This window comes from Marinomonas profundimaris (assembly GCF_000508165.1).
GTDB classification, from domain to species: Bacteria; Pseudomonadota; Gammaproteobacteria; order Pseudomonadales; family Marinomonadaceae; genus Marinomonas; species Marinomonas profundimaris.
On record NZ_AYOZ01000001.1, the window covers coordinates 102,810 to 116,807 of the forward strand.

The following is a 13,998-nucleotide window of genomic DNA, read 5'->3' on the forward strand; positions in this document are numbered from 1 at the left end:
TATTGGTACGACAATCTAGTAATGTTTGAATATGGAGTTCCAGATAAAATGTACTTCAACTACGCATAGTGTAGTTGAAGTACTGAATCGCAAACGTTATCAAGCACCAGACCAGTTGCCATGTAATGACATTCTTAGTCTGAAAGGCACTTTTACTTTAGCGATTGGGCCATCACTCCAGCTGGCAGTGTCCATAACAACCAATTCTGAACTTTCTTCCCGTAAGTTATTCATCACACTAACCACCCAACCATCGCCTTCATCGGCAGTCGCTGATCGTGGTATGAAGATAGGTTCTTGAAAGCAATGTGCATCCCCTGGATACCATGTTTCACTTTTGCCTGTATTGATGTTGATGCGCGCTAATTGATTGAAGAACTGGAATGGGGGTTCTCCTAGTGAAGCAAAGTCAAATGGTAGGCTTGGATCAAAGGCAAGTAGGAACCCCCATGAGTATTTTTTACCACTGTAACGAGCATCACAACGAGGGAATTCACAAGGGAATGGGTTCTCCGTGATCATCACAGGCTCTACCTGAGATTCTTCTGAGTTTAAGTCAAATACCCAGCGCATTAGAGCCGACTTTAACGACTGTGGAGAGGGAACATGACCATCTGCTTGAGGAAAAAAGTAGAAGACATTTCCAGAAGTGACAGGCATATCAACAATCAGTTTTCCTTCTTCTTCATAGGAGTTTAATGTATGCCCCTGAAAACCATTGCTAGGTCCATAAAACCAACGAACATCCTCTGCTGAGCCATTTCGTGGTAGAACACCAAATAGCTGTGGAAGATCTGGTTGCCATTGAAAGTGTTTGCCGCCTGCTTTCATACGCTCTACATCAACGGTTAGGGGTATAACAGGGAAGATGACATAGTTATCGGTGACGGCAAAGTCATGGATCATTGCAGCATAAGGTGCTTGAAACCAAATTTCCTTGGTTAGTTTACCGTCTTTTGAAATTTCGAAGTAGGCGATATCAGGGGTGGCATCGCCTTTCGCTTCATAAGCAAAACAAAGCAGAGCGCCATTATCGACATCTATTTTTGGGTGTGCGGTGAAGGTGGCTGACTTTATTTGTTTATCAAAATCCCATTCGCCTAATGTTTCAAGAGTGTTTAAGTCCATTGCCCAAGGCAAGGCGTCTTCTTTAAGCGCTAGAAGTACGCCATTGTGCTCAATCACAGTGGTATTTGCTGTGGTGTTGTTGTCTGCCGCAAGAGGATCATTTGTATATTGGTTACGATAAATACCATTTAATGAGCGTTGTTCACGGCGTTGTGCCATCAGACGGTCTGTTTTTACGTAACGACGAGTAAGGCTCACACTCCCAGTATCAAATTGAAAAGCACTTACCATGCCATCACCGTTGAAAAACATATCAGTGCCTAACATTGGTGGATACTGAGGGTCGGGGGCAACTTGGTAAAAAGTCCCGTTAATTTCCTTTGGTAACTCGCCTTCAATTTCGAGATCCTTCACCTCTGCTTCTATTCGGCTGGGTTTATAAAGACCAGTAAATTCTGGTGTGTTTGGGAATGTAAAGCTCATATAAGCCTCCTTAATGAGGTTTCATATTAGAAAATTTACGTGGTGTTTTAAACAATTCGCCTGAATAGAGAATCTGAAAAGATTCATTTCCTATAGTAGCGACTGAGGCTGTCGTTTATCACCTTTTAAAGAAGATGAGCCTAAGTAAAGTCTGATAACTTCCTATTAAAGCGTCACGTAATAATTTTTATAAATGAACGACTATGTACAGTTTAGATCTGATCTAGATCAAAGGTCAACTTTTTTGTACTATCTAGTACAGTTATGAATGAGGTTGGTATGAGACGAAAAACAGCAGCAAAACGATTGGTATTTGTAGAGGCCGCAGGTAGCCTATTTCTGAATTATGGATTTTCAGCGGTTACTATGGAGTCTATTGCTGCAGCAGCAAATAGCTCTAAAGTCACACTTTATAATTATTTTTCTTCTAAAGAAGAGCTATTTGAAGCTTGGGCTTTTGAGGCTGGAAAGGGGGCATTTGAGCAGCTGGTTGCGGCGATCGATGAGAACATGACTCCCCGTGACGTTTTATTTAGGGTAGGAACGGCTTATTTAAAATTGATTACAAAACAAGAGGTTATTTCAATAAATCGACTCATCATTGGTGAGGCGGAGCGGTTTCCACAGCTCGCTCAGCGTTTTTATGCTGTTGGTCCTAAACGGACACTTGCTAACCTGATCTTGGCTGTGGATTCTCTCGTGGTGAGAGGGGCCCTTGTCGATCAAGATGCGAATAAAATGGCCGTGCATTTTAAAGCCCTATGTGAAGGGACAATGTTTGAAAAGCTGATCTGGGGAATCGATTCTTTACCCAGTGAGGACGACATCAAGGCGCTGGTGGCTGATGCTGTTGATAATTTTATTCTTTTTTATGGAAATGAAGCTAAAAGCAGCTAAATAGTCTTTAAATTTAATAAAGCCGTGGTCAAGTAAAATTGGCCGCTGCTTTATTATTAACTAATTTCTCGTTGATTTTCTTAACGTATTCTTTGTGCTTAAACGGCCAAAATCTTGGTGACTTCTCCTAGTGCTTCCCACGACTCATCAAATGCTTCTTGGAGCTCTATTGACTCCTTTAACCAACGTAAAATGCCTGTCCATCCACTAAACAAAAGCACCTCAGCTAAAATATCTAGTACCAATGGTGAGTTGTTTTCGATCTTCATTGCGAGTAGTTCGCTGAGATGGCTTCTAGCTTCTGACATTCGGGCTAACTGGATTTGTCCTGCTTTTGGATGAGTGCGAACAATTTCTAATACGATAAGTAGTTCTTCTCTATTTGATGTCGCAGCTTGCATGAAATCAGACATTAACAGGCGAAGATTTTCTTTTATCGGTAATTCACTTTTTAAGAAACGTTCAATTGACATCTCAGAAATTAGCTGTTCCTACTGGCATTAGTATAGGTTTGCCTGCTGATTTGTTACGAAATCGACCAGATGTTCGTTATTACGAGGCTATTCTTCATCAGCAGGTTGCGACAGTTGGTGTAGATGAAGCCTCACTTTACCCATCGATTAGCCTGAACGGTACCGTTTCAAACACGGACTCGGTTAATGGCTGGAGCTTCGGTCCATCCATCTCACTAAGTATATTTAATCGCGGTGCGCTTCATGCACAGCATGACGTTCAAGTGTCAGTAGCAAAACAAGCTGAAATAGATTGGCGTTCTAGTGTGAGAGGAGCGGTTGAAGATGTGCAAGTTGCTCAATCCAATTTTACTTTATATCAAGAGCAGACGGAGCTATTAAGTAAAGCGGCTGCTTCTTATGGGAAAGCATTAGCGTTAGGTCGTAATAACTACCGCAATGGTGCGATGACACTTTTAGACTTGTTGGACACTGTTCGTTCTGAAGCGTCGGCACAAATTAATGCAGCATCCGCTCATAATTCAGCTGTAAAAGAGTGGGCGTCACTGCAAATCGCTATTGGCGCAGGTGCAGGCTTCTCTGATAAAAAAGACGAAGAGAAAGGTGGCGCGACACCTAATATTCTTGAGGCAAAACAATAATATTAGGCGTAATTTTTGCGTAAAGCTAATTGATCTCAGACTTTTTAGGCTGAGACAAAAAAGCAAAAGGCAGGGTGACTTTCAGTCACCCTGCCTTTTTTAATAGGTTGTTAGAGGGGGATATTAAATTAGTCCGCTGCTTAGTTTAATGGCGTATTTTTTAAGAACCTCAACCTCAGCTTTGATTTTGTCTGAATCATAATCTTTCACAGAGCGTACGCAGCTGATGCTTGCTTGAATTTTGCCATCTTGACTGAGAATAGGAACCGCTAAACCGAATACTGTTTTATCAACTTCTGATATTGATAATGCATAGCCGTCATCTCTGATTTTTTGCAGGTTCGCTCTAAAATCTTTCCAGTTTGTACCTAGATGGGATTGTTCTATTTCACTCGGGTTTTCTACAAAGAGACGCATATGCTGAGCATTTGGTAAAAACGCCAGTATGGCTTTAGAGGTTGCTCCACTGAACAAGGGTCTTGGAATTCCCCTTGAATAACTAAGGCTAGTTTCTAAATTACCAAAGTGATAAACGCAGACAACTTGATCCTTAAATAGTCTGCAAACTAACCAAGCTTGTTTACCTTCTAGCTCGTACGGTTGTTCCTCAATTTCTTTGGACAATCTTACAAGAGGATCAGATAAGCGTAATTGACGATCCCATTGAATAATACGTGAACCAAGGCTGTAATTGCTTTTTCCTGTTTGAAACAGCAATCCGGCATCTGCCAATTCTTTGGTGTATCGGTATCCGGTAGATCGGGTGTAGTCAAATTCAGTACAGATATCGTCCACAGACCAAATAGGCTTTTCTTGGGTAAACAAGTCTAAAATGCGCAGCATTCGCTCTAAACTGCTGCGTTTTACATCTCTATCATTAATTTCTGTGTTTTTATCTTCCAATTTTGTCAGCCCATTTTATTTAGTCATGTTTAACGATACTGATCCACTCACTAAGTGCAATACCTTGGCGTGTCCATTCCCTGTTGAATTATACCTTGTAATGAAATCAACCTCCTAGAGTTTAGCCTGCTTGAATAATGTAGTTGATACATATCAAAATAAAAAATGAAACAATTAAATAATCCCATATTGCAGGATTTGTTGATTTTTTATCAATTTGAAATTATAGTGTGTTCATAACAAAAAATCTGACAATCAAAAAAATGGCATACCGCGCTATTGTGAGGATGTCATAAGGGGGAAGAATGAAGTTAGTGTCTTTTGAGTTCCAGAATCGTAGCTCTTATGGTGTGGTGGTAGATCACGTAGTGAAAGACCTTGAGTCAATGAAGTCTAAGCTAGGACAGGACCTTCAGCAGGTTTTGTTAAACGGTAATTTGACGAAGATAGAGCAACTCGATTTATCGAATATGCCGGAAATTGAATTAGATGAGATTCGTTATCTACCTGTCATTGCCAGCCCAAACAAAACGCTGTGCATTGGTATTAACTACGCGACTCACGTTAAAGAAACAGGCCGTGATATGCCTGTATATCCAATGATTTTTACTCGTTTCGCCGATACTCAAGTGGCACATGAGCAAGCAATCATCCGACCAACTATCTCGCACAAGTTGGATTTTGAAGGTGAGCTTGCTGTGGTTATTGGTAAAACAGCCCGCCATGTCGCGGCGAAAGACGCCTTAGATTATGTGGCAGGTTACTCTTGTTACAACGATGGCAGTGTTCGTGATTGGCAAAAACACACCATTCAGTTTGTGCCAGGAAAAAACTTCCCTAGCACTGGCGGTTTCGGGCCTTTCCTTGTTACTACCTCTGATATTCCAGATCCACAAAAGCTTCATCTAACAACTCGTTTAAATGGTGAGGTAATGCAGGATACCGATACGGACGACATGATTTTTTCTGTCGAGAAGTTGATTGAGTATTGCTCCACCTTTACCGAACTGGCTCCTGGCGATGTGATTGTTTCAGGAACCACAGGTGGCGTAGGGGCATTTCGTCAGCCACCAGTGTGGATGAAACCTGGTGATGTGGTTGAAGTAGAAATCTCTGAAATAGGCATCTTGAGAAATACGATTGTAGACGAAGAACAAAAATAGAGTAGTCCCATTTCATTGCTCTTTCTTGTTTGTATTTAAAGAAGGAGCAATGGGGCACTTTTGGTTTCTTAACAATAATAAAGAGTTTTTATTCTCACTTTTTTAAAGGAGAGTTGGTATGGCACTTAATGCACATTTAAGCCATTTGACACTTGGTAGTCCTGACCCATTAGTAATGGCAAAGTTCTATGAAAAAACCATGGGCAACACCATTGAAGAAATTGACCAAGGTTATCTTTCTACTGGCCCAGGCAGAAAGCTTTTGTTCACTTCTGGTAAAGCGAAAGAACTTAAATATTTTGCCATGGGGATGACTGAGGAAAATTTAGACCTCTTACGTGATGCTTTATTGGCGAAGAATATTCAATTAAGTGCTTCACCATCGCCTCTTTTTGATGATAAAGCGTTCGCCCTTCAAGATCCTGATGGTAACTGGTTAACCTTTGGCGTTGAGGAAAAAAATAACTCTCAAGCCGAATTACCTGCTCGCTTACAACATTTTGCTTTTGCGACAAACAACATTGAAGAGATGGTAGATTTTTATCAGAACACTGTTGGTTATTTAATCAGTGATAATGTGTTTGATGAAAATAAAAAATTAAAAACCGCCTTTTTAAGAAGTGACAACGAGCACCATTCATTAGCTATCTTCCAAGCCAAAGAAAAATGGTTCGATCACCATTGTTATGAATCTTCCAATTGGAACGCCATTCGTGACTGGGCAGACCATTTGTCGACTTTTGATATTCCACTTAAATGGGGGCCTGGCCGCCATGGCCCAGGCAATAACCTGTTCATTTTCATTCATGATCCAGATGGTAATTGGTTGGAAATTTCCGCAGAGCTACAAGTTGTTCCTGTAGATGCTCCAGCAGGGGAGTGGGTTCATGAACCTAAAACCTTGAATTATTGGGGACAAGCGTTTTTAAGAAGTTAAAAACGTTTTTCTAGACAGGCGTATCAACAAAATTTCATGGGCATGATGGAAATTCAGTCGTGCGGCTGGAGCGGTTAATGAATATGAGTGAAAAAGTCTTAAACGAAAAGTATGAAGTTGTCGTTATTGGCGGTGGGCCAAGTGGTATGACGCTTGCTAACCTACTGGGTAAATACGGTGTGAAAACGCTTGTTCTTGAGCAAAATAAACACACGGTATTAGAGCCAAGAGCCGTATCGATCGACGATGAATCATTAAGAACGATGCAGGCCATTGGATTACACGAAAAGGTGAAGTCTTTTTGTGCATTGGACTATGGGTCTGTTTACTTCGGCGTTGATGCTAAACCTTTTGCCAAAATTGAGCCTACTGCCAGCGAATATGGTTACCCTCGTCGTAATGCTTTTTCACAACCTGATCTAGAGGCGACTTTGCGAGAAGGCGCAACGAGATACGAAAGTGTTGATGTTCGCTTTGGTCATGTCGTGACTCATTTTACTCAAGATGATAATGAAGTATTTATTACCGTTTTGGCTGAAGGACAAACCTATGAGGTCAGAGCCGATTATCTTGCGGCGGCTGATGGCGGAAGAAGCTTCACTAGAACATCGTTAGGGATTCCTTTGGAAGGTTTAACCTACGGTCAAAAGTGGCTAATAATCGATATAAAAGGCACGAAAGATACCTTCCGCCAGACTCGAGTCTATTGCAACCCTAAAAGACCTGGGATTAATTTACCAGGGCCAAATGGCACTCGTCGATTTGAGTTTATGGTTTTACCTGGTGAAACCGATGAACAGGTTGTAGAAGAAGACTTTGTTAGAGGGTTAATGGATCAGTACGGCCCAGATCGTGACGCCTCTATCGTTAGAAAACAAGTGTATGCCTTTCATGCTCGTAAGTCTGCGCAATGGAAAGTCGGGCGTATTTTCCTATTAGGTGATGCTGCTCATTTAACTCCTCCTTTTGCTGGACAAGGCATGAATAGTGGATTACGAGATTCTGCTAATCTGGCTTGGAAACTTGCCTGGGTTATTAAACACGGCATGTCTGACAAAATTTTAGCAACCTATGAAGAAGAGCGTATGCCTCATTCTTGGCAGTTGATCGAAATGGCTGAGATGCTAGGACGGATAATGATGCCTAAAACGGTGTTTAGAGCAAAGTTGATCCAAGGCTTTTTCCGTTTGCTTGGTCTTTATAAACCTGCCCGTGATTATGTAACTCAAATGCGTTACAAACCTAAACCTCGATTTCCTAGTGGTTGGTTCGTTAAAGATGCATCTGACAAAAACTCATCAACAGGATTGATGGTTGCGCAACCTTGTTTAGAAACACCTGACCGTAAACAAGTGTTGTTGGATGATATTTTGCAAACTGGGTTTTGTTTAGTCGCCTATTCTGATTGCCCTGAATCCGCCTTCGATATGCTCAAACCTTATAGTGCTATTTATAACGACAAAATTCATCGTGTCTGTATTACTCCTAGGACTTGGAATCCTGTTGAAATTCAGGATGCGACGGTTGTTCGAGATCATAAAGATGAAGCGCAAAAGTGGATTTTTAATCGTTCATCATCGTCAATATTTCTAATAAGACCAGATAGATATATTGTCGCAGAAATAACACCAAAGAATTTAGCATCTATGGCTGATTCATTACCTAATTATGTTCCTTCTTGAGTATTAAATATCATTTTAAAAGAATGAGGTAAGTAATTAGGTAATATTTTAATTAATAGAAATATGAAAAATAGAGATGCATCTAAAATTGATAATAACAAAAAAAAGGTAATCGAGATGAAAACATTATATTTGAAAAAGCTTTGTTCTTTTTGTAGTGCAACAGCCGTTGCTTTGACAATAAGTGTTACTAGTATGCAGACGGTTGCAGAAACTTTACGTCTGAGTACGCCCGTTCCTCCAAGCCATATTTTTTCTAAGGTATCAACGAAGTTTGCCGAAGATTTAAGCGCTAGAACGAATGGGGACTTTAAGATTAAAGTTTTCCCATTTGGCAAGCTGGGTAGCGATCCTGAAAATACATTAATGATTCAAACTGGGGCGATTCAGTTTGCCGTTATTCCCGCTGCATTTATGGCTAATCGAGAGGAGTCGTTAAATGCTTGGCTGCTTCCAGGATTGTTCGATGATGTTGAAGCGGCTGGAGCTGCGACCCAATTGCCCGCTGCTCGAGAGATGTTAGCGGCATTAGATAAACAAGGCATGGTCGGGCTAGGTTATGTCTTTTCAGGAATGCGTAACCTTGTTTCAGTCTACCCGATATCAAATCTGAAAGAGATTAAAGATAAAAAAATTCGTACTTTCCCAGGGCCAATTTTTAATGATTGGTGGTTAACTTTTGGTGCCGCTCCTACCGCATTACCAACGCCTGAAATCGCACCAGCATTAACGACAAATTTAATCGATATTGTTGACGTTGATCTAGATCTGGTAACGGCTCTAAAGCTTTATCAGCAAGCTCCTAACTTGGCAATAACCAATCATATGGCGTTTCCAGCCATTATGGTGGTATCGAAAAAATGGTGGGAAAGTAAAACAGCTGAGCAGCAAACTGTGATTCGTGAAGTATTTGCAGATGCTGAGGCATGGGGGATAAAAGCCCAAGTTATGGCAGAAGAGAAAAACTTAAAAATGCTTAAAGATGCCGGTGTTGCGATAACTAAAATTGATAAAAGTAGTTACGCAGACAGTACCGCTGAGATTCTGAATAGATACGTTAATAAGACACCGTTAATTTCTGAGTTTTACGAGCAGGTGAAAGCTCAGAAATAACTCGACGATCAGTTCATTGGAATCTTTTTCAATGAACTGAGGTTGTTTGGATATTTCTTAAATTATGTACGTATCGAATATTTATAATAATAAAAAAGGTAATCAAGATGAAAAATCTAAACCTGAAAGCGCTCGGTGTTTTTTCTAGTGTCGTTATAACGACTTTGATGATGGGTATTAGTAGCCAATCGTTGTTTGCAGAGACGTTACGTTTCAGTACACCAGTCCCGCCAAATCATATTTTCACCAAGGTTGCGACGAAATTTTCAGAGGATTTAAAAGCTCGAACCAATGGTGAGTTAGACATCAAAGTCTTCCCGTTTGGAGAGTTAGGCACTGATCCTGAAAATGCCATCATGGTTGGAACTGGAGCGCTGAATTTCGCTGTTATTCCTGCTGCGTTTATGGCAAACAGCGAAGAATCGTTGAATGCTTGGTTCTTACCTGGACTATTTAATAGTGTACAGGATGCTGGTGATGCGACCCAGTTACCTGCCGCTAAAAAAATGTTAGCCGAGTTAGATCGTCAAGGAATGGTCGGGTTAGGTTATGTATTTGCCGGTATGCGTCTCCTTATTTCAGTTGATCCAGTTAAGAGCCTGAGTGATATCACAGGTAAAAAAATCAGTATTTTCCCTGTTCCTATCTTTAATGATTGGTGGTTAACCTTTGGTGCCATACCAACCGCCGTACCTATGCCGGAAATTGCGTCAGCATTAGCAATCAATCTCATTGAGGTAGTGGATGCTGATCTAGATCTTGTCGCTGCTTTAAAGCTTTACGAACAGGCTCCTAACTTAGCAATGACTAGCCACATGGCATTCCCAGGTATTGTGGTGGTTTCGAAAAAATGGTGGGAAAGCAAAAGTGTAGAGCAGCGTGCCGTTATTCGTGATGTGTTTGCAGAAGCTGAAGCCTGGGGCGTCAAGGCCCAAGTTATGGCGGATGAAGGAAATCTAAACGCTCTTAAAGACGCTGGCGTTGCGATTACTCAAATAGACAAGAGTAGTTACGTTGATAATGCGACCGATATTCTTAATCAATACGTTAAGAAAAGCCCAACCATTGCTGAATTTTATGAGCAAGTGAAAGCACAAAAATAATATATCGATACTCACTGGAAATCTTTTGCAGTGAGTGAGGAGAATGTGATGTTGGCTTTGTTAAGTTGGTTTGATGATTGGCTCTCTCGGGTAGAAAAAATACTGTTAATAACGTTAACTTTTGGTTTGGTGACTCTACTTATTGCGCAAGTTTTTTTGCGTTATGTTTTTAATAGTCCTTTATTTTGGGCAGAGGAAGTGGCTGTTCAAGTTTTTGTGGCGATCAGTTTTTTTGGTGTGAGTTATCTTATTTATCAAAAACAGTTGGTCGTGATTGATTTTATTACTCTGATACTTCCATCCTCTTTTCGGTTGGCAATAGAGTGTGCCTTTCAAATTATCTCGCTATTAACCTTAATGGTTATGCTGGTTCTTACCTTTCAATGGGTAACTGAGCCAATGGTTCAAAATGAACTGTCTCCAACGACTCAGCTACCACGCTGGTATAACTATGCGATATTACTGATTGCTTTAGGTTCGATGAGCTTTCATCAGTTAAGGCACTGTTTCAAATCCCTTAGCGAGCTGTTTCGTGGAGGAAAATCATAATGGCTACGATACTCGTCTTTTTTATTACTTTGTTTTTAGGTCTGCCTATTTTTACCACCTTACTCATTGGGTCATTGGTGTTCCTAGAGCAATCTGACTTAAATATGTTAATGGGGTCTTTACCGCTACAGTTTTATGGTTCTCTTGAAAAAAGCGGCTTGCTGGCTATTCCATTGTTTATGATGGTAGGGGAGTTGATGAATCGAGGTGGTCTAACTGATCGATTGATTAGTTTGGCTTTCCTGTTTGTGGGCCGATTTAAAGGTGGGCTTGCCTACGTAAACCTTTTAACAAACGCCATTGCCAGCTCTATTTTAGGCTCAGCACTTGCACAAATCGCCGTCATGAGCCGAGTCATGATTCCCGCGATGGAGAAAAAAGGCTTTGACCGAGGTTTTTCATCTGCTGTGACGATTGCTGGTGGGTTATTAGGGCCAATCATACCACCATCTATGGTGATGATTATCTACGGTGTTATTGCATATCAGCCGGTAGGAACCTTGTTTATGGCTGGAGTATTACCCGGTCTGCTTCTGACCCTTGCCTTTGGAATTGTCATTTTTTTAACCGGTTGGATTTCTGGTTTTCCAGAAAATACTGAGAAAGATGTTCCTAAAGTTCGCATTACGGAAGTGCTAAGTAATCTCGCTCCATTGTCGATCCCCATTCTGATTGTTACTGGTATTGGTGCGGGTGTAATGACCCCGACGGAAGCCGGCGCGATTGGCGCCTTACTTTCTCTTTTAATCGGTAAGTTTGTTTATAAAACCATTAAATGGAAGGAACTACCTGATGCACTTTTTCAGGTCTCGCTTAATTCCGCTTTAATAACTGGGTTAATTGCCGCGGCAACCATGTTTGGATGGGCTCTTTCATTTGAGGGTGTTCCAGATCGTATAGTGGAAGCCATGTCATCATGGACTAATTCACCATTGGTTTTTTTATTGTTGGTAAATCTACTGATTATTTTCTTAGGAATGTTTTTAGAAAGTATGAGCATTCTAATTGTTATGGTTCCGATTGTATTACCTGCCGCGCTCGCTATGGGTATTGATCCAATACATTTTGGTGTGGTTATTAGTTTAGCTACTTTAGTTGGATTAGTGACACCGCCTTTAGGTCCTGGATTATTTGTGGTTATGGCTGGTACGAATATATCAATGTCTAGGCTTTTTATGGCGATGATGCCATTTCTTTTGGCTATGTTTCTGTTTATGGCTCTAATTAATATAGTGCCCATGTTGTCGTTATGGCTGCCTGGGTATTTAGGATTACTTTAGTGTTCTTTGACAATGAACTTTTAGGAGGCTAAATGGAAGCGTCTTATTATTCAGTGGATGAGGGCTTAGTCTTGCAAGCACATTTGTCACGAGCTAAGGCTCTCATCGAGCAGAATATGAATGTTCTTGCTGATTTATCGGCATCAACACTACGCTATGTTCATGCAACAGGCCGAGTTGATAATCGAGATAGTTACTTAAAATTTGTTCCAAGTGTGAAATACATAAATATCGAAACCAATGATCGGAACATTGTTTTAATAGGTGATGTTGCGATCATTTCTGGTGCTATGACTATGTGTCTTTATAAACAAGGCAATGATACTCCAAATTACCCAAAGTCTTACTTTATGGAGGTTTGGAAGCAATATGGGAAAGAGTGGAAACTCATTTTCTTTCAATCAACCGCTGTTCCTGCTTGATTAAGAAAAAGCAATCCGAATTTAGTTTTATTTTAACCTAAAAGTACTGTATGGAATTTTTTCAGCAGTGATTTTTTAGAGCATAAAATAAAAACTTATTTATTGTCTGATATTTTTTATTATTATATTTATTTTTTGGTGACTTAAATAAATACAATAATTTTTTACTATGTTGTCACTAAGATGCAAAAGTGACATTTTTAGACAATTATTTAGTTTCATCTTGGTTTACTTTGTTAGTCATAACAATAAATAAGAGGCTTTACCATGAGAGAATATAAAAATAATTTTATCAAAGCAGATGCACTATTTTCAAAAACATTGTTGTCTTTGGCTGTTGTATACAGTGCTAATACCTTATCGGTTACGCCAACAGTAAGTTTGCCTAAAGGGACAAGTATTGGGTCAACGAGCTTTTTCGATGGTTTTTCTGGGGATTCTTCAGGACTGACTTACTTGTTGTATATTCAACGGGAAAACGGCACATCGTTGAAAGATAACGAAGGTAAGAATGCAGCTCCTTTTGACTCGCCAAACCTTGATGTGACTATTGCAATCAACCAAATTGACTATAAATTTGAGCCAAATGAGTCTGGTAACAGTTTTGGTATTACCGCATTACTTCCTGTTGTTAGTTTTGATGCGACGTTTGGTAGCAATGGACCAACATTATACGATAATGGCACTGAGCTGGGAGATCTTACTATTTCCCCTTATCTTCAATTTTCACCAGTCATAAAAGATGGTCACCCTATATTTTCTCATCGTGCTGCCGTTGATGTGATTCTTCCAACAGGTGGATATGATGCAGATAAAGATTTTAACCAATCAAATAATTACGTCACTCTAATCCCCAATTGGTCATTTACCATCTTGCCGGCTCCTCGTGTCGAAGTGAGTGGCCGTATCAATTATGTTTATAATTTTGAAAACTCTGAACCAGCAGGTAGTTCCCCTATGGACTGGAATGGAGGTGCAGTAAGTGATACTCAGGCTGGTCAGGCGTTTTATATGAACTTTGCGACATCCTATGAGATTTTTCCGGGGTTACGCGCAGGTTTGAACGGTTATTACTTAAAACAATTAACCGATGACAAGGTGAATGGCGATACGCTGGCAGATTCTAAAGAAGAAGTCCTTGGTGTCGGACCGGGTGTTTTCTGGAGTTCAAAGGATCAAAACACCAATGTTTGGGTGAATACATACTCAGAAAGTATGGTTGAAAATCGATTCAGAAACGAATTGAAACTGCAGTTTAGAATTGCGCAGAAATTCTAAACAACG

At 40.4% G+C, this 13,998-nt stretch carries 14 protein-coding genes; 11 read left to right on the top strand and 3 right to left on the bottom strand.

The window, feature by feature from the left end; translation table 11 throughout:
- Positions 1 to 99 precede the first annotated feature (99 nt).
- Positions 100 to 1,551, bottom strand: coding sequence for a carotenoid oxygenase family protein (locus D104_RS19680; RefSeq protein WP_024022327.1), 1,452 nt, complete (start codon positions 1,549 to 1,551; stop codon positions 100 to 102).
- Positions 1,552 to 1,830: 279 nt separating this feature from the next.
- Here D104_RS19680 and D104_RS19685 point away from each other — a divergent pair, with 279 nt between their 5' ends.
- Entirely contained in the window at positions 1,831 to 2,448 is a 618-nt protein-coding gene (locus tag D104_RS19685; protein WP_024022328.1) for a TetR/AcrR family transcriptional regulator, read from the top strand.
- Positions 2,449 to 2,546: 98 nt separating this feature from the next.
- Here D104_RS19685 and D104_RS19690 read toward each other — a convergent pair whose 3' ends face one another.
- Complete coding sequence (locus D104_RS19690; protein WP_152531127.1) at positions 2,547 to 2,921, bottom strand: hypothetical protein; 375 nt, start codon at positions 2,919 to 2,921, stop codon at positions 2,547 to 2,549.
- Here D104_RS19690 and D104_RS19695 point away from each other — a divergent pair.
- On the top strand, positions 2,915 to 3,562 hold the full coding sequence (locus D104_RS19695) for a TolC family protein (protein WP_024022330.1): 648 nt from the start codon (positions 2,915 to 2,917) through the stop codon (positions 3,560 to 3,562). The genes D104_RS19690 and D104_RS19695 overlap by 7 nt on opposite strands.
- A 123-nt stretch (positions 3,563 to 3,685) precedes the next feature.
- Here D104_RS19695 and D104_RS19700 read toward each other — a convergent pair whose 3' ends face one another.
- Positions 3,686 to 4,465 carry an IclR family transcriptional regulator gene (locus tag D104_RS19700; protein ID WP_024022331.1) on the bottom strand — a complete coding sequence of 260 codons (780 nt, stop codon included), beginning with the start codon at positions 4,463 to 4,465 and terminating at the stop codon, positions 3,686 to 3,688.
- Positions 4,466 to 4,770: 305 nt separating this feature from the next.
- Between D104_RS19700 and D104_RS19705 the strand changes: the two genes are divergently transcribed.
- From D104_RS19705 to D104_RS19745, 9 genes are all read left to right on the top strand, one after another.
- A complete protein-coding gene (locus D104_RS19705) occupies positions 4,771 to 5,628 on the top strand; it encodes a fumarylacetoacetate hydrolase family protein (RefSeq protein ID WP_024022332.1) in 858 nt (285 codons plus the stop codon).
- Between the two features lie 118 nt (positions 5,629 to 5,746).
- Positions 5,747 to 6,565: a VOC family protein gene (locus D104_RS19710; protein ID WP_024022333.1), complete on the top strand. Its 819-nt coding sequence runs from the start codon at positions 5,747 to 5,749 to the stop codon at positions 6,563 to 6,565.
- 83 nt (positions 6,566 to 6,648) lie between these two features.
- Positions 6,649 to 8,247: a bifunctional 3-(3-hydroxy-phenyl)propionate/3-hydroxycinnamic acid hydroxylase gene (locus tag D104_RS19715; protein WP_407635735.1), complete on the top strand. Its 1,599-nt coding sequence runs from the start codon at positions 6,649 to 6,651 to the stop codon at positions 8,245 to 8,247.
- 117 nt (positions 8,248 to 8,364) lie between these two features.
- Positions 8,365 to 9,360, top strand: a complete 996-nt coding sequence (locus tag D104_RS19720; RefSeq protein WP_024022335.1) for a TRAP transporter substrate-binding protein — start codon at positions 8,365 to 8,367, stop codon at positions 9,358 to 9,360.
- A 107-nt stretch (positions 9,361 to 9,467) separates the two neighbouring features.
- Complete coding sequence (locus tag D104_RS19725; RefSeq protein ID WP_024022336.1) at positions 9,468 to 10,463, top strand: TRAP transporter substrate-binding protein; 996 nt, start codon at positions 9,468 to 9,470, stop codon at positions 10,461 to 10,463.
- 48 nt (positions 10,464 to 10,511) lie between these two features.
- Positions 10,512 to 11,012, top strand: coding sequence for a TRAP transporter small permease (locus D104_RS19730; RefSeq protein ID WP_024022337.1), 501 nt, complete (start codon positions 10,512 to 10,514; stop codon positions 11,010 to 11,012).
- Positions 11,012 to 12,292: a TRAP transporter large permease gene (locus D104_RS19735; RefSeq protein WP_024022338.1), complete on the top strand. Its 1,281-nt coding sequence runs from the start codon at positions 11,012 to 11,014 to the stop codon at positions 12,290 to 12,292. The genes D104_RS19730 and D104_RS19735 overlap by 1 nt, the downstream gene beginning before the upstream one ends.
- 32 nt (positions 12,293 to 12,324) lie before the next feature.
- Complete coding sequence (locus D104_RS19740) at positions 12,325 to 12,714, top strand: nuclear transport factor 2 family protein (protein WP_024022339.1); 390 nt, start codon at positions 12,325 to 12,327, stop codon at positions 12,712 to 12,714.
- Positions 12,715 to 12,981: 267 nt separating this feature from the next.
- Positions 12,982 to 13,992, top strand: coding sequence for a SphA family protein (locus D104_RS19745; protein WP_024022340.1), 1,011 nt, complete (start codon positions 12,982 to 12,984; stop codon positions 13,990 to 13,992).
- Positions 13,993 to 13,998 lie beyond the last annotated feature (6 nt).

Bases quoted from the DNA above. Each gene is read 5' to 3' on its own strand.
- D104_RS19690 (WP_152531127.1), bottom strand. From the start codon at position 2,921: ATGTCAATTGAACGTTTCTTAAAAAGTGAATTACCGATAAAAGAAAAT.
- D104_RS19710 (WP_024022333.1), top strand. From the start codon at position 5,747: ATGGCACTTAATGCACATTTAAGCCATTTGACACTTGGTAGTCCTGAC.
- D104_RS19730 (WP_024022337.1), top strand. From the start codon at position 10,512: ATGTTGGCTTTGTTAAGTTGGTTTGATGATTGGCTCTCTCGGGTAGAA.
- D104_RS19720 (WP_024022335.1), top strand. From the start codon at position 8,365: ATGAAAACATTATATTTGAAAAAGCTTTGTTCTTTTTGTAGTGCAACA.
- D104_RS19715 (WP_407635735.1), top strand. From the start codon at position 6,649: ATGAGTGAAAAAGTCTTAAACGAAAAGTATGAAGTTGTCGTTATTGGC.
- D104_RS19680 (WP_024022327.1), bottom strand. From the start codon at position 1,551: ATGAGCTTTACATTCCCAAACACACCAGAATTTACTGGTCTTTATAAA.
- D104_RS19745 (WP_024022340.1), top strand. From the start codon at position 12,982: ATGAGAGAATATAAAAATAATTTTATCAAAGCAGATGCACTATTTTCA.
- D104_RS19725 (WP_024022336.1), top strand. From the start codon at position 9,468: ATGAAAAATCTAAACCTGAAAGCGCTCGGTGTTTTTTCTAGTGTCGTT.
- D104_RS19740 (WP_024022339.1), top strand. From the start codon at position 12,325: ATGGAAGCGTCTTATTATTCAGTGGATGAGGGCTTAGTCTTGCAAGCA.
- D104_RS19705 (WP_024022332.1), top strand. From the start codon at position 4,771: ATGAAGTTAGTGTCTTTTGAGTTCCAGAATCGTAGCTCTTATGGTGTG.
- D104_RS19685 (WP_024022328.1), top strand. From the start codon at position 1,831: ATGAGACGAAAAACAGCAGCAAAACGATTGGTATTTGTAGAGGCCGCA.
- D104_RS19735 (WP_024022338.1), top strand. From the start codon at position 11,012: ATGGCTACGATACTCGTCTTTTTTATTACTTTGTTTTTAGGTCTGCCT.